The following is a 15,775-nucleotide window of genomic DNA, read 5'->3' as shown; positions in this document are numbered from 1 at the left end:
TGGTGGGGAGGAAACGGATATACGGAGCGATTCATGGAAAGAAATTCAGTGAAAAAAATTGTAATATTACGAATAATTATCGTTAATTTTGCATGGTAAAATCTCGTTCGATCGAGCTTCCCTCTTCAAATACCCGTAGGATTTCATAACGAGTATTCCGTTGCGCCGGGATTTTGCCTGCTTCACGGATGATCTCAGTAATAGATTCTATGTTAACCTTGTAGGTTGCACCAGCTGAAGAAACTACGTTCTCTTCGATCATTGTACTACCAAAGTCATTACATCCATATTGCAGAGACAGCTTTCCAATCTCTGGACCCATAGTTACCCAAGAAGATTGAATATTCTTAATATTATCGAGAACGATACGGCTAATCGCCACTGTTTTCAAATATTCTTGTGGAGTTTGTCTATCCAGCTTCAAGTTCGTATTGTCAGGCTGGAATGTCCACGGAATAAATGCTAAGAACCCTTCAGAATCATATCCGTTCTGAATGCATTCATCTTGAGCATCACGTACACGCATCAAATGTAGCGCACGTTCCTCCATGGATTCACCTAATCCGATAACCATCGTCGCCGTCGTGTTCATCCCAATGCGATGGGCAGTCTTCATTACATCCATCCAATCTGTCCATGAACCTTTGAGTCGGCTAATCTTACGACGTGTACGGTCATCTAGAATCTCAGCTCCACCACCAGGTAGTGAATCTAACCCGGCTTCGTGTATTTGACGCACTACCTCTTCGAGAGATAGACCGTCCGAGACCTCTTTCATCTTCATAATCTCCGCTGGGGAGAAGGAATGCATTGTAATCTCTGGGAAGCGCTCTTTAATCGCCTTGAGCAAATCCGTATAGTAACTAAACGGCAGGTTTGGATTCGTTCCACCCTGCATCAAAATTTCTGTTCCGTCAACATCCATGGTTTCCTGGATTTTTTGGAAAATAACCTCATCCGGAAGGACATAACCTTCCTCGGATCCCGGTCTGCGGTAGAATGCGCAAAAACGACAATAAACATCACATACATTCGTGTAGTTAATGTTTCGACCAATGACAAAAGTTGTCACTGGCTCAGGATGCTTCCGCTCCATTAATATATTAGCGGTATGTCCCATTTTTTCAATTTCATTAGATTCAAATAACCGTATCGTATCTTCAAGGTTCAATCGCTCCCCTTGAAGCGCCTTATCTAGTATATCGTCTATTGCAGTCACTCTGGCCTGCCTCCTCATTCCCGTATTGATGAAGTATATTAAAATTAAAAATAGTTTATGGCTATTATCGTAACATAATCATAGGCAGAAAAATAGCACCCGAATCTAAGATCGAGTGCCTTATATAGAAAGAAATCAGTCACTACTTTAGTTATTTTCTAATGCTTGTTCTAGATCGGCAATAAGATCATCAATGTCTTCAAGACCAACAGAGAAACGTAGCAAACCGTCAGTAATCCCTCGTTCACTCCGAACTTCCTTTGGCATAGAAGCATGAGACATCATGGCTGGATAGGACAAAATACTCTCAACTGCACCAAGGCTAACGGCAACTAGCGGTAGTTTAACTTCATTAAGTACCCGCTTCGCACGTTCACCTGATCCGACGTCAAAAGAGACTACCGCACCGTACCCAGTGGACTGCTTCTCATGTACTTCACGGCCTGGATGGTTCGGCAACCCAGGATAGAACACCGCTTCGATATCATGGCGAGTTGATAACCAATCTGCCAGCTTACGAGAGCTGATTTCACTGTGTGCCATCCGGGCGGATAACGTCTTCATACCACGTATCAACAACCATGAATCTTGTGCCCCCAGTACGGTTCCAAGTCCATTTTGCATGTATTTAAGACGATTACCCAGCTCTTCGGTGCGTACGACTGCAAGCCCAGCAAGCACATCGCTATGTCCGCCAAGAAACTTGGTAGCACTGTGTAATACAATATCAACACCAAGTTCAATCGGCCGTTGATAATATGGGGTCATAAACGTATTGTCCACAATACTAAGCAAATCATTTTGCTGACACCAAGCAGCTATCTCTGCTATATCCGTTATTTTCAATGTAGGGTTGGATGGTGTCTCCATATAAACAGCTTTTGTATTTGGCTTTAATGCCGCTTTGACCTGCTCCACTTGTGTCATATCAACAAACGTAGACTCAATACCCATCCGGCTAAGTATTGTTGTTAACAGGCGGTAGGTACCACCGTATACATCCTCTGTTACAATGATGTGATCCCCAGCGGATAACATCATAAATGTACTCGAAATCGCCGACATTCCACTAGAGAATGCAAATCCTCGTACTCCGCCTTCTAACACAGCGATATAGTCTTCCAGTGCTTGACGCGTTGGGTTCCCCGAGCGACTGTAATCATGTATAGGGGGATTAAAAATATCATGATGGTGGAATGTGGACGCCTGATAGATCGGTACGCTGGATGCTCCCGTGGTACTATCTACTTCGCTACCAAAATGAATCAGTTTTGTGTCAAACTTCTTCACCGGACCTTCTGAATTTTCGTTGTGATTCGTGCGGTCACCCATGGTTAATTCCTCCTTCAACTTCCACACGTGCTGCTTCTAATGCCCTGCCTAAATCCTCGATTAAATCGTCAATGTGTTCGATACCAACCGAGAAACGCAGCAACCGATCATCTACGCCAACAGCTTCACGAATTTCAAGCGGAATATCAGCATGTGTCTGTACCGCAGGATAAGTCATAAGTGATTCGACTCCACCTAGACTTTCCGCAAAGGCGATCAGTTGCAGATGGCGAAGTACTGGCTCAACAAACCGAGCATCTGTCACTTTAAATGAGAAAATCCCTGTATTTCCGCTCGATTGTTTGTTTTGAATCTCATATCCCGGATGTCCCGGAAGCCCAGGATGGAATACCTCTGCGATTTGCGGATGCTTCTCTAAATATTTTGCCATTGCCAGTGCATTACTTTCATGACGCTCCATCCGCAGCGCTAATGTCTTCATTCCTCGCATGAGCTGATAAGAGTCGGTAGGGCTGAGAACTGCACCAATGGAATTATGTAGAAAGCCAATTTCTTTGGATAGTTTCTCATCTTTTGTCACGATCAGTCCGGCAAGTACATCATTATGCCCACCTAAATACTTCGTTGCACTATGAACGACAATATCCGCTCCAAGTTCCAGTGGACGCTGGAAGAATGGAGTTAGTAACGTATTATCTACGATTGTAATAATGTCATGTACATGTGCCCAGCTAGTTACTGCTTCAATATCGGTCACCATCATAAGAGGGTTCGTTGGTGTTTCAATAAACACTGCTTTGGTGTTGGGTTTACGCACACTTTCAAGCGCATCTAAATCGTTCGTATCAACATAAGAAGCCGTTACACCGTACTTAGACAAAATCTGCTCAAGTAGACGATATGTCCCACCATACAAATCGAGCGATACAATGAGATGATCACCTTGTGAGAACAAGGTAAACACGGTTTGCAGTGCTGCCATCCCAGAGCTACAGGCAAAACCAGCATCACCGGCTTCTAACACCGCTGCCGCATCTTCCAACACCTTACGAGTCGGGCTCTTTGTTCGTGCATAATCAAATCCTGTACTTTGCCCTAATCTAGGGTGTCGAAAAGCGGTCGCCTGATAAATAGGATAATTGACAGCTCCTGTCACCGGTTCCTCTATAGAGCCAATTTGTGCAAGCTTACTTTCAATACGCAATGTTTTGTCCGCCACCAGTTATCCCTCCACATTAAATTTGATAAACAAACTCCGTTTGCTGGTCTATATCATAAGGTGTTTCCTGATACACATAGTAATTGAGCCAATTGGAAAATAATAAGTTAGCATGTGCTCGCCATGTTGAAGGCGGATCAAGTGAAGGATCGTTATTTGGATAGTAATTAACAGGCAATTCAATTTCAAGTCCCTTGGCGATATCCCGATCATATTCCCACTTCAGTGACCAAGGATCATATTCCGAATGACCCGTTACGAAAATCTGCTTACCATCACGGGTTGCTACGAGATAGATACCTGCTTCCGGTGACTCAGCCAAAATATGCAGTTCAGGGTTAGCCTCGATATCTGCGCGTTCAACATCCGTATGACGGGAATGTGGAACATGAAAACCCTCATCAAATCCGAATAGCAATTTAACATTAGGAATGTTAATACGATGTGAAAACACGCCGAAACATTTTTTCTCAAGGTAAGTTTTTTGTACACCAAAGTGATGATATAAGCCTGCTTGAGCAGCCCAACAAATGTGTAATGTTGAGGTGACGTGAGTTTTGCTCCATTCAAAAATTTCTTGTAGCTCTTCCCAATAGTTCACTTCTTCAAATTCCATTTGTTCAACAGGAGCACCCGTTACAATCATCCCGTCAAAACGACGATTCTTAATCTCATCGAACGTTTTATAGAACATCTCCAGATGTTCTGCAGATGTATTCCTCGATGTGTGTGAACGAGGATGAAGCAACACAATCTCTACTTGAAGTGGCGTATTTCCGAGTAACCGTAAAATTTGAGACTCTGTCGTTTCCTTTGTCGGCATCAGATTCAGAATAGCAATCCGCAAAGGTCGAATGTCCTGACGATAAGCCCGACTCTCATCCATTACAAAAATATTCTCATTTTCAAGCACTTCTTTGGCGGGTAAATGATCAGGGATTTTAATCGGCATAATTCTTCGCTCCTTTTTTACAGTAAATGAAATTTGTTTTTCTACCAGAGAGTATCGCGATAACAAAAAGAGACCTATCTCACATTAGAGAAAGGTCGTCATCTATTTTCGTGAATGCGCCTCTCTCATCTCTCAGAAACCACCAACCATGTCTTTGTAATTACTACTGGTCTGGTTCTGCAAGAATTAGCACCGTGCGATAAATCGCCGGTTGCCGGGTGTCATCGGGCTAGTCCCTCCACCTGCTCTTGATAAGATTTCGCTATATTTAATTCATGATTCAGGGATAAATATCACAATGCGTTCCCTGAATTCACTTTAATGTATAAGGCCTACTTACGTCAAGAACTCATATCCAAAAATTTGGGGCACCTCTGCCGATAGCCAACCATATACTGGGGAATAAAATTAAGATATTTAAAGGGTTGTAACATTTCATACAGCGGCGTTATACTAGACAAGTGTTTGAAAATGTTAAGGTAAAGAGGTGAACCAAGAAATGGAAGGCGACCCGAGTCCGCAGAGGAGAACTGCCCCAATACGACAATCGCATAGGAAAGAATTCAGCAGGGCACTCGTGGAAAGATTGGGGCTCTTTCATTTTACGGTTACTACATAGGTAACACCCTATTTTGGTGTTCCCGTACTGCTGTGTTCTTTCCCTTGCTCTAATCAAGAGCATCCCCGATCAAACTCTCGGGGTAAGGGAGGAAATCATATGAAAATTCGTCACGTACAAGCTGGCGTATTCACGACTGTCGAAGACGTAGAAACTACGACTGTTGCTCCAGAAGAAGGCTTTTACTGGATTGATGCAGATGTAGAGGATCTTGCACTGCTGCAGCCTCTTTTCTCGTTGCATGATTTAGCAGTGGAGGACTGTCTTACAGAAGAAGAACAGCGTCCGAAAATTGAAACTTATGATAATCATTATTTTATTGTTGTAAATAGCATTCGATATGATGACGAAGAAATTTTTCTGCGTGCGCTGAGCCTTTTCCTAGGTCGTCATTACATCATCACTGTAACGAAACAAAAGATTAACGAGCTGCGGGCAGTGAAGCCTATCCTATGGGATCAAGAAGTAAGCGAACCTGACCGTTTCCTCTATCTGCTCATCGACCTTGTAGTTGATAATTACTTTACAGTAGGCGACCGGATTGAGTACAAAATCGAGAAACTGGAAGAAGATATCCTCATGCATACCAAACGCTCTCATCTGAGTGAAATTATCGGTCTGCGAAGCGAGATTCTTTGGCTCAAAAAAATGCTTGGCCCACAAAAAGAAGTTATAAATATTTTAAATAAAAAAGATCTACGTCTGATCGACGACCAACTGCAAAAGTATTTCAGCGATATTTATGAGAATGCTGTAAAAATATCTGAAAACTTTGATACTTTCCGCGAATTGATGGGCAACTTACGTGAAGCCTATCAGTCAGCCATCGCCAATCGTGCGAATGAAATCATGCGTGTTTTTACTGCGATCACGACCATATTTATTCCACTTACTTTGATTACAGGTATTTATGGAATGAACTTTGACAACATGCCAGAACTTCATGGGAAATACAGTTATTTTATCGTTATTGGCATTATGGTCACTGCTGGTGCAGGAATGTTTTATCTGTTCCGCAAGCGTGATTGGATATGAAAGAAGAACCCGATATACCACTTAGGACATACTTAAGGACGAAAGACCTCCACAACCACGGAGATTTCTTTCGTCCTTTTGTGATTCGTAACCTACCCTGCGCTGCGGACAGATTCTCGTTGACGGCGATAACGTATGCGAATTAAGCGGAGTCGTTCATATAATTTCTCCAGATTACTCCCCTCTGCTGCCTCTTGACCATATACCCGCTGCAATACAGGTTTCAGAAAGGTATCCCCCATCTCTTCGTACGCCTTCCATACGGCTACTTGTTCGCCATCCGGCATCTCCTTTAATTCTGTTTCTATCAAATGATCCGTGTTATATCCATCCTTCTCTAAATCCTCTAGTAATTCCACAGCTTCTCTTCGTTCAATTCCGGCGCGTATGGCGATTTGTTCTACGCATAGACCTTCATTAATATACTCCAGCACATTCCGACGAGTCGTGAATTTCTCCATCTCTGCTCGAAATTTAGCTTCCTTTTGCTTATAAAGCCAGGAGCGGAACGTTTCCTCATCAAGCTCTAATAAGGCCCAGTCTAGTGGAAAAGATGTCGTCCGCTCAATAACTTGAGTCATCTCAAGCAATTCCATTCCATATTCCTTCGCTTTATTCTCACCGAACCCTGGCAGTTGTAGCAACTCTTCCATCGTTTGTGGACAAAACACACTAATCAGCCTGAGCAATCGATTACTGGCAATCAGATAGGGAACCTTCCGTTCTGATGAAGCTTTCTTCCTCCGCCAAGAACATAGTTCGAGATACAGCGGCTCATTCCCATTTAATTCGCTATAACAAACTAACTTCTGAGCTGTCATGCCACGTCCATGTAAATCTTCCTTCTCATCCCAAATACCTTCTATGACCGGACGAAAGCCTTCACTTAACTTCATGACGAGTCGATGACGATACACATGCAACATTTCTGACCAGGACACTCCTTCGTACCATATATGCTCCTGCTCTTCCTCATCCTTTACTTCATTCCAGCCCATCCGCCAAATTCCGTCTTCCTCTCCAATCCACACTTGCGCAGCACATGAAATTTTACGGTCTTCCTTTTTCTCCAAGCTGTTTAAGAACACAACTCGCATACCTTTCTCCTCCTTATTAGTCTTCTGCTTCAGCAACGAATAAGAAGTCAGGAATGCTAAACCCTTGCACTAATATATATGCAAAAAAAGCACCCTGCCCTGCGAATTCGCAAGAGAAGGTGCTTCCTCCATCTGTATACTGTTATTTCCTATTATACCATTTTCTACAAGACTGTCAATAACCGCTACTATTAGTGAGGAATTATTACCCTCTCAGATAGCTAACAAATTCCCACTCGACTAGCTTTTCCGTTATAATAACTACAAACCTGAATAATAAAATTTCATCTAAATGTTCTCAAGGAGGCCCATGAAATGACTAATCCTCAACACGACTTAGATTTTTTATCTGATAGTACGGAGAGTACCTCCACAAGATTCGTTACCTTTGTCGGACACTCGATGAAACGATTTGATCTGGCTGTCACGACTACAAACCGTTTCTACGGGAAGAAGCTCGTAACCGACTTACAGAACGGTAGAACAGCCATTCTTGGTAGTGATGATCTAGAAGAAGCAGGATATCTGGAGCATATATTCAAAATCGATGCAGAAGAAGGAGATGAATTACGTATTTTTCTGCATCAAGTTATAGGGGAGCCCTACTTTACAGACTGATATAGATTCCGCTGTTGCTGATTCTATATATCTCGTTCAAAAAGGAACACAAAGAAAGAACCCTCTGATCGGTAGAACTACCGGAGGGTTCTTCACTTATTTCTTAACGTTGGCATCAACTATGAGTGCATTGCTGTTATTTCACATAGCCCCCTTGGTCTTTAAACCACAGCTACCCCCATCCAAGAACATACACTTGCCATCTCTAGCTCTTCAAACTTGGAGACAACCTGTACCGGATTAAGCTCAAACCGGCAAGAGTCTGAACTACAAACGAGCTCAACATCGCAGCGAATCTGCGCAAGCCCTCTACATAGATGGAGCATCTCGAGATCAGCTTCAATCTTGGTACGAACCGACTTGGTCAATCCATCCAAATTTGCAAGAATCGCCTCTATAGAGCCATATTCCTGTACCAGCTTCAACGCCGTCTTCTCACCAATACCACGAACACCAGGATAGTTGTCGCTAGTGTCTCCCATCAGACCTTTAAGATCAATGATCTGAATTGGGGTCAGGTTTTTCTCTTCCATCAAGCTATCAGGAGTGTACACCATATAATTGCCCACACCTTTTTTCATGATGATAACGCTCGTCTTTGGACTTACGAGTTGCAGCATATCATGATCGCCCGTTAATATCAGGACATCCATTTCCTCACTAAACTTAGCTGCAAGTGTACCGATACAATCATCTGCCTCATAGCCTACAGAGCTAATGTTAGGTATATCGAGGCTATCCATCACATCACGAATAATATCAAATTGCGGAATCAATTCATCCGGGGCATCAGAACGATTCCCTTTATATGCAGCAAATTGTCCACTTCGAAAAGTCTTGCCGCCAAGATCCCAGCAGCAAGCGATATGCGTAGGATTAAACTTCTGTACAGCATCCCAAAAATAACGCATAAATCCATACACAGCATTCGTTGGAATGCCTGCCTTCGTCCGGCGAATGTATCCTGTGGCAGCCGAAGCATAAAAGGCACGAAACATTAGTGCCATCCCATCCACCAATAAAATTCTATCTTGATCGTTCCCTTTAAAATCCACTTCAATCTCTCCTTGAATATTAGTTGAGCACAGAACAGTAATTAAAAAAGTAGTGAAGATGACCGCTACTGTGACGGATTATTCTTCTGATGGCAAAGCCGAACGCTAGCGCTTCTTCAGAACAATTCCGTCCCCTCCGCTACGTTCTTCCAAATTTTATTAACCCCAGACCTGCTCATACTCAGCTTCTTTGAATCCGACGGTAACTGTCTTACCATCGCTCACGAGCGGCCGTTTAATCAACATGCCATTACTAGCCAGTAGCGCGATTTGTTCCTCGCGTGACATCCCTGAGAGCTTGTCCTTTAGCCCTAATTGTTTATAAACTTCACCGCTTGTGTTAAAGAACTTCTTCAATTCAAATCCACTAAGATCAATCATTTCCGAGAGTTCAGTCTCTGTGGGCGGTGTCTCTACGATATGTCTGGAATCTAGTGTATGCCCCTTAGCTTCTAACCATTTCATAGCGTTACGGCATGTGCTGCATTTCGGATATTGGAAAATAATAAGCTGACTCATTTATGTTAATCCTCCTGTATTTAAATCATCTGCAAGTTTGTTTCTCAATTGTTCCATATCATCGGGTAGTGGTGCCTTGAACAGAAGTGGTTCACCCGTAATAGGATGACGAAAACCAAGTTCACAAGCGTGTAAGGCTTGACGAGGAATTAAACGATCCAATGCCTCTATACCCTCGCTCTCCTGATCATCCATCGTTTCTAACCCAGGCATCCTATACATTTTGTCGCCGATCAACGGGTGACCGAGCGATGTCATGTGCACACGAATTTGATGGGTTCTCCCCGTACCTAAGATAAGTTCGACAAGTGCCCCTCGCTTAAAAGAGGCCAAAGTTTTATACCATGTTATCGCTGGGTACCCTGTTTCAATCACAATTCGTCGATGCGGTTCTTCCGGATCTCGGTCTATTGGTCCTTCGATAACACCTTTCAATGGCTCCGGGCAACCATGAACGATTGCAGCATACTTCTTCGCAACCTGACCTGCAATCAATTGCTCAGAAATATGCTGATGTACATAGGCATTCTTGGCAATCGCAAGCAGCCCACTCGTATCTTGATCTAAGCGATGCACAGGACGAAAGCGAAACATTTCGCCCTTCTCCTGCCAATAATGTACAACTCCGTTCGCTAGTGTATCAGTGTAATGTCCATGCGTCGGATGGACAATAATTCCTGGATCTTTGTTTACGATCAATAATGAATCATCTTCAAATACCGTATTAAAGGGAATCGGCTGTGATAAGATATCCTCCGATGTCTCTTTTTCCAGTGTAATCGCGACAAGGTCCCCCGTTTTCACAGTCACGCTAATATAGACTCTTTCTCCATTCAGCGTGACTCCTCGTTCTGTGAGCTTAATCTTAGACAGTAGCTTACGAGATACTCCTAGTCTTTTTTGCAAGACCGTTTTAAGTATCCACCCATTCTCCTGTTCGGTTACTTCATATGTTATCGGTTCATAATAATCTGCCATAATTAGTTGCGGAACACCTTCCCACTCCGTACATATTCAATATCCTGCACTTCAACCCGCGCATTTGCAGTCCTTGCTACCGCGAAGAAAAAATCGGAGAGTCTATTCAAATACTTGAGCACCTCAGGATTAATCTCCAACTGGTGACTTAAAGTCACGGTTCTCCGTTCCGCGCGGCGACATACCGTCCTGCAAACATGCAATAATGAAGCTAGCCCCGTACCACCTGGTAGTATGAACTTCTCTAATGCGGGATTCTCCCCTTCATAACGATCAATCCACGACTCTAATCGTTCAGCCAGTTCTTGTCCTACCTTATAGCGTTCCTCTTTAATCCGGACAAAAGCAAGATCAGACCCACAATCAAACAGCTCATGTTGTATTAGAAGCAAGTCTTCCCGCAAATCAGCGAAAGTCTCTGGATCTGCTATACTAATTGCCTGCCCTACAAAACAATTCAGCTCATCGATCGTACCGTAAGCTTCAACTCTATCATCGTCTTTAAGAACTCTTCCTCCGATTACCGAGGTCTTTCCTTCGTCACCGGTCCGAGTATAAATCGTCATAATTACTCCCCCTATAATAAAGCGGCATTAAGCCTACATTCAATTTGCATTATTGTAGTTACACTATAACATAAATGAAGCGAACGAATGGCAAAAAGAGCTCCTCAATAGATCCCATTAGATCTACGAAAGAGCCCTAATTATTATTAAAATTACTGTTATTCAACAAATGAATCCCGTTTATTTAGTCTTCCGGGTCTTCATAAATTCATTAATTTTTAAATCTAGTAAGCTGCTGATTTCAATTACATTATCCGAAGTAAAGGATTTTTCCTGAGAAAATATACGCTCCATTTTGCACCGAAGTTGATGGATTTCATCTTCTAAAGAAACAGCTTCCGGGGAGCTCAATCGACTATTATTGCTCCGATTTGAATTCTTGCCTTCAGCAATATAAGAGCTCATATCGAATGCTAGATTGTATTCAACGTAACACACAAGTAATCCCTCCCTGAGAAACAGAATGTTGTCTCTTCCAAAATAAAATTATATCATGCCAATAAGACATCGATCAATTAAAAAATGAAAGAAATGTTAATTAGCTCCATTTCTCTATTGGGGAACAGACTAGCCTTGTTTTAACTTGTGAATAAATTGGCCCATTCGATTTAGTGCTTCACTAAGCTGACTGACGCTGGTCGCATACGAACAACGCAAGAAACCTTCTCCACCAGCCCCAAACACATTACCGGGAACAGCTGCCACTTTAGCTTCCATAAGCAGTCGCTGAGCGAACTCATCTGATGTCAGTCCTGTGCTCTGTATGCTTGGGAAGGCATAAAATGCACCCTCGGGTTCATGACAAGATAAACCGATGTCTCGCAACCCTTGAACAACTAATCTCCTACGTTGGTTGTAGGATTCAACCATATGATTTTTCTCTTCTAGCCCATTCTTCAACGCTTCTAGCGCAGCCACTTGACCCATTACCGGAGCACACATTACAGTGTATTGATGGATTTTGAGCATAGCATAGATCAGTTCAGGATGACCGCAAGCATAACCCATACGCCATCCGGTCATGGCGAATGCCTTGGAGAACCCATTTACCAGAATGGTACGATCCTTCATTCCCGGAAGTGAAGCAAAACTAACATGCTTTTGCCCATAAGTCAGCTCGGAATAAATTTCATCAGAAATGACGATTAGATCATTTTCTTCCACTAATTTTGCAATAGGCAGCCAATCCTCGTAAGTCATAATCCCGCCCGTTGGGTTATTAGGGTAATTCAGTATCAACACTTTTGATTTAGGTGTAATCTTATCAAGAAGTTGATCAGCCTTTAGCTTAAAGCTATCCTGTGCATTTGTTTCAATTTCAATAGGTACTCCGCCGCCAATAGCAACAATCGGAGAATATGAAATATAACAAGGTACTGGAATTAAGATCTCGTCTCCAGGTTCAATCAATGCCCGCAGAGCAAGATCAATCGCTTCACTACCACCGACGGTAACGAGGATTTCATCCTTTGGATTGTATTTCACATCAAAACTATTATACAGATACTCTCCTATCGCCTCACGAAGTTCTGGAGTACCTGCATTTGAGGTATAACTGGTGTACCCTCTTTCCAGGGAATACACACATGCTTCACGTACATGCCAAGGTGTGATGAAATCGGGTTCACCCACACCAAGTGTAATAATATCTTTACTCCCACTTGCTAGATCAAAAAACCGTCGTATTCCTGAAGGTTGGATTTCTCTTACACGTGGAGCCAAATAATTGGTCATAGATTGATTATTCTCTTGAGACGATTGTTGTGTATTTTCACTCATACCATTACTTCCTTTACGGAGAAATCAACAGACGACGATCTTCCTCAGGATCTTCGAAGATGATGCCATCTTGTTTGTACTTCTTAAGAATAAAGTGTGTTTTAGTAGATAATACCGATTCCAACGGGGACAGTTTATCAGATACAAAGCTGGCCACCTCTTTCAAGTTGCGTCCTTCCACTTCGACAAGCAGATCGTAAGCACCCGACATAAGATAGACCGACATCACTTGTGGGAACAAATAAATCCGTTCCGCTATTGCCTCAAATCCACGCCCACGCTCAGGAGTAATCTGCACCTCAATCAGCGCAGTTACCTTCTCATCATCCAATTTGCTCGAGTTGATAACTGTCGCATACTTCACGATCACTCGATCCTCTTCCAACTCGTTGATTGCTTCCGTCACTTCTTCCGAAGTCACACCGAGAAGAGTTGCTAGCAAGCTTGGATCTCGGCGAGCATCTTCTTTCAGAAGATCCAGCACTTTCAGCTTCAATTCGCTCAATTGTTTCATGCTTCAATCCTCCAGCGCTGTTCCGATGACCTTACTATTGTTTCTTAGCCTTCGGAATCTAAATTTAATACTATATTACATGAATTCAGGGTCCATGCAAAGAAAAACCGTCCTCACAGGAAAGCTTTACATGTGGAAGGACGGTTATTCTATACGTACTGATTCAATCTTTACGCGTTAGGTTACATAAATTTTGATGGCCCAGATGGGATATTCGGCTGTTGTTGATATGCTGCATTCATGTTAGGTACTCGTTGTTGAACAAATTGTTGTGCCTTTTGTACCGTTTGTTGGGCTGACTGTAATTGTTTACTCACTTCCGTCCGTGGTGCTGGAGTTGGAGCAGTGTACATATTGTTTTGGGACATGATTTGGTATAGATTCCCCTGAAGCTTCAGCGTAGAGTCAGTCAATTCAGTGAACATCTGGCGAATGCTTGGGCAGTTTGATTCCGTAGTGGCTGTTGTATATTCACGTACTGAGCGTTTTAAATCACAAAGTATCGTATTAAGAATATCCTCGAGCGGTAGTAAATCCGTATTTTGTAGTTGTGAATTCACAGTTATTACCCTCCTGTAGTTATATTAGCTGACGTGTATTAATGACCTTGAGTGGGGGCTAGATTCTGATGTTGTTGCAGCGCTCCAGTCAATTTAGTCAAATGCTGTTCATGAGTACGGATATGTTGCGTGATGGCCTGACTGATCGTTGGGTTTTGACTAACTACTGCTGCTGCTGCACACTGTTTAATCAATAAATCCTCATTGGAAATGCAATCGGAGATGTATTCCAATTCTTTGTTTGACATCGGCTGCATTTGCGATACGTTCATGTTGTATTCCCTCCTGGATATAGATGCACTCAAGCATATTATGTCCCGGAACTTTATTGATATGTGCCTTAGAAAAGTCGACTTTTTGAACAAGTACTTATATAGAACGATATCACATGGAGATAATGATCTTATCCTAATCATCTATGGAGGGAGAATGAGAATGTCATGAGGCTTCATACCGGAAGTTATTACTGGCCAGAGGTGACGAAGTTCCAACCTCAATATCCTTCTGTTAGTGAACATATTTCCTGCCAATGTCTGATTGTTGGCGGAGGCATGGGAGGCGCCCTCTGTGCTAATTTGCTATCAAGTCAAGGTATTGACACTGTTTTGGTTGACAAACGTAGAATTGGTAGTGGGAGCACCATAGCAAATACAGGCCTGCTACAATACTCGAGTGATAAAACACTAACTTCCTTCATCCGAACTTTTGGTGAGGAGACTGCTGTTCATTTCTACAAATTATCGCTACAAGCGCTCGTTAAGCTTCAAGAGCTCAGTTCGCATCTTGAGCCAAATGCACGGCTCATCCCAAGAAACAGCCTGTATTTGGCTAGTACACCAGAGGATGTCGACATGCTTCAGGAGGAGTATGAAACGCTAACAAGATTTGGGTTTCCTGCTGAATGGTGGGGAGAAGATGATATCGCTGCTCGCTTTCCATTCAGTAGGCCTGCCGCGATCTATACTCAAGGGGACGCCGAAACTAACCCTTTTGCCCATGTACACGGACTTATTAAGCAAGCTTCTTCAAAGTACGGAGCAAAAATTTTCGAGCAAAGTGAAGTTAACGGATTCCAGTTTCAAGAAGACGGGGTCACTTGCCAATCCGGTAAATGGAGCATCAGAGCAAAACACGTTATTTTTGCAACAGGGTACGAAACACAGCAATTCAAGAAAGATCAAGGTGCTTCTCTAACCAGCTCATTTGTGACAGTGACTGAACCCGTGCAAAATTTCAACGACTGGTATCAACGCTGCCTCATTTGGGAGACGGCAAGACCTTACTTATATATGAGAACAACATCAGATGGTCGCATTATTTCAGGGGGCCTTGACGAGCATTTACCTGGAGGAATGTTAGAAGAGAGCCGATATATTCACCAAAGCAAAAAATTATTAGACAACGTTCATACCATGTTCCCTGATAAATCCAACTTGAAATCGGAGTATGCCTGGGGAGCAGTATTTGGAGGAACGCATGATGGTCTTCCCTTCATCGGGCCACATCCAGATTATCCACATTGTTATTTCTTAGAAGGTTATGGTGGTAACGGAACAGTGTACAGTATGATTGCTGCTGAGATGATCACTGATGAACTAACTGGAGTAAATCGACCAGACATGGAGATATTCTCTTTGACTCGAACTTCCAAACCGACACCTAATCTCAGCTAATTATATGAAAAATGGCAGGCCTGAAGGATACTCCTCAGGACCTGCCATTGTAACTGTAACTACTTATAAAAGCTATACC

At 42.8% G+C, this 15,775-nt stretch carries 17 protein-coding genes and 1 riboswitch; of the genes, 3 read left to right on the top strand and 14 right to left on the bottom strand.

Annotated elements, in window-relative coordinates; genetic code table 11:
• Positions 1-82: 82 nt before the first annotated feature.
• From mqnC to metA, 4 genes are all read right to left on the bottom strand, one after another.
• Positions 83-1,219 (bottom strand): cyclic dehypoxanthinyl futalosine synthase, encoded by a 1,137-nt coding sequence (mqnC, locus tag IEW05_RS03725; RefSeq protein ID WP_188535953.1) that lies wholly within the window; start codon positions 1,217-1,219, stop codon positions 83-85.
• A 147-nt stretch (positions 1,220-1,366) separates the two neighbouring features.
• On the bottom strand, positions 1,367-2,551 hold the full coding sequence (locus IEW05_RS03720) for a trans-sulfuration enzyme family protein (RefSeq protein WP_188535951.1): 1,185 nt from the start codon (positions 2,549-2,551) through the stop codon (positions 1,367-1,369).
• A complete protein-coding gene (locus IEW05_RS03715) occupies positions 2,544-3,731 on the bottom strand; it encodes a PLP-dependent transferase (protein WP_188535949.1) in 1,188 nt (395 codons plus the stop codon). Before IEW05_RS03715 ends, IEW05_RS03720 begins: the two co-directional genes overlap by 8 nt.
• A gap of 16 nt (positions 3,732-3,747) precedes the next feature.
• Positions 3,748-4,683 carry a homoserine O-acetyltransferase MetA gene (metA, locus tag IEW05_RS03710; protein ID WP_188535947.1) on the bottom strand — a complete coding sequence of 312 codons (936 nt, stop codon included), beginning with the start codon at positions 4,681-4,683 and terminating at the stop codon, positions 3,748-3,750.
• Between the two features lie 122 nt (positions 4,684-4,805).
• Positions 4,806-4,941: riboswitch (SAM riboswitch) on the bottom strand.
• A 460-nt stretch (positions 4,942-5,401) separates the two neighbouring features.
• On the opposite strand from metA, the gene corA reads away from it, so the two are divergent.
• A complete protein-coding gene (gene corA / locus IEW05_RS03705; RefSeq protein ID WP_188535945.1) occupies positions 5,402-6,337 on the top strand; it encodes a magnesium/cobalt transporter CorA in 936 nt (311 codons plus the stop codon).
• A 92-nt stretch (positions 6,338-6,429) separates the two neighbouring features.
• Here the strand turns inward: corA and IEW05_RS03700 are convergent, their stop codons facing one another.
• On the bottom strand, positions 6,430-7,434 hold the full coding sequence (locus IEW05_RS03700; RefSeq protein WP_188535943.1) for an HRDC domain-containing protein: 1,005 nt from the start codon (positions 7,432-7,434) through the stop codon (positions 6,430-6,432).
• Between the two features lie 315 nt (positions 7,435-7,749).
• On the opposite strand from IEW05_RS03700, the gene IEW05_RS03695 reads away from it, so the two are divergent.
• On the top strand, positions 7,750-8,052 hold the full coding sequence (locus tag IEW05_RS03695; RefSeq protein ID WP_188535941.1) for a DUF3055 domain-containing protein: 303 nt from the start codon (positions 7,750-7,752) through the stop codon (positions 8,050-8,052).
• A gap of 161 nt (positions 8,053-8,213) precedes the next feature.
• On the opposite strand, the gene IEW05_RS03690 is transcribed toward IEW05_RS03695, so the two are convergent.
• From IEW05_RS03690 to IEW05_RS03650, 9 genes are all read right to left on the bottom strand, one after another.
• Positions 8,214-9,107, bottom strand: coding sequence for a 5'-3' exonuclease (locus IEW05_RS03690; RefSeq protein WP_268238719.1), 894 nt, complete (start codon positions 9,105-9,107; stop codon positions 8,214-8,216).
• A 159-nt stretch (positions 9,108-9,266) separates the two neighbouring features.
• Positions 9,267-9,626 carry an arsenate reductase family protein gene (locus IEW05_RS03685; RefSeq protein ID WP_188535939.1) on the bottom strand — a complete coding sequence of 120 codons (360 nt, stop codon included), beginning with the start codon at positions 9,624-9,626 and terminating at the stop codon, positions 9,267-9,269.
• On the bottom strand, positions 9,627-10,604 hold the full coding sequence (locus tag IEW05_RS03680; RefSeq protein WP_188535937.1) for an RluA family pseudouridine synthase: 978 nt from the start codon (positions 10,602-10,604) through the stop codon (positions 9,627-9,629).
• Positions 10,605-10,606: 2 nt separating this feature from the next.
• Entirely contained in the window at positions 10,607-11,170 is a 564-nt protein-coding gene (locus IEW05_RS03675; RefSeq protein ID WP_188535935.1) for a cob(I)yrinic acid a,c-diamide adenosyltransferase, read from the bottom strand.
• 180 nt (positions 11,171-11,350) lie between these two features.
• A complete protein-coding gene (locus IEW05_RS03670) occupies positions 11,351-11,575 on the bottom strand; it encodes an aspartyl-phosphate phosphatase Spo0E family protein (RefSeq protein ID WP_188540710.1) in 225 nt (74 codons plus the stop codon).
• A 162-nt stretch (positions 11,576-11,737) separates the two neighbouring features.
• Positions 11,738-12,949 (bottom strand): aminotransferase class I/II-fold pyridoxal phosphate-dependent enzyme, encoded by a 1,212-nt coding sequence (locus tag IEW05_RS03665; protein WP_188535933.1) that lies wholly within the window; start codon positions 12,947-12,949, stop codon positions 11,738-11,740.
• A 13-nt stretch (positions 12,950-12,962) separates the two neighbouring features.
• Positions 12,963-13,463: an Lrp/AsnC family transcriptional regulator gene (locus IEW05_RS03660; RefSeq protein WP_188535931.1), complete on the bottom strand. Its 501-nt coding sequence runs from the start codon at positions 13,461-13,463 to the stop codon at positions 12,963-12,965.
• 182 nt (positions 13,464-13,645) lie between these two features.
• Positions 13,646-14,023, bottom strand: coding sequence for a spore coat protein (locus tag IEW05_RS03655; RefSeq protein ID WP_188535929.1), 378 nt, complete (start codon positions 14,021-14,023; stop codon positions 13,646-13,648).
• 38 nt (positions 14,024-14,061) lie between these two features.
• Positions 14,062-14,295 carry a hypothetical protein gene (locus IEW05_RS03650; RefSeq protein ID WP_188535927.1) on the bottom strand — a complete coding sequence of 78 codons (234 nt, stop codon included), beginning with the start codon at positions 14,293-14,295 and terminating at the stop codon, positions 14,062-14,064.
• A gap of 168 nt (positions 14,296-14,463) precedes the next feature.
• Here IEW05_RS03650 and IEW05_RS03645 point away from each other — a divergent pair, with 168 nt between their 5' ends.
• Positions 14,464-15,696 carry an NAD(P)/FAD-dependent oxidoreductase gene (locus tag IEW05_RS03645; RefSeq protein WP_188535924.1) on the top strand — a complete coding sequence of 411 codons (1,233 nt, stop codon included), beginning with the start codon at positions 14,464-14,466 and terminating at the stop codon, positions 15,694-15,696.
• Positions 15,697-15,775 lie beyond the last annotated feature (79 nt).

The organism is Paenibacillus segetis, from assembly GCF_014639155.1.
Classification (GTDB): domain Bacteria; phylum Bacillota; class Bacilli; order Paenibacillales; family Paenibacillaceae; genus Fontibacillus; species Fontibacillus segetis.
This window is presented reverse-complemented; position numbering and strand designations above follow the sequence as displayed.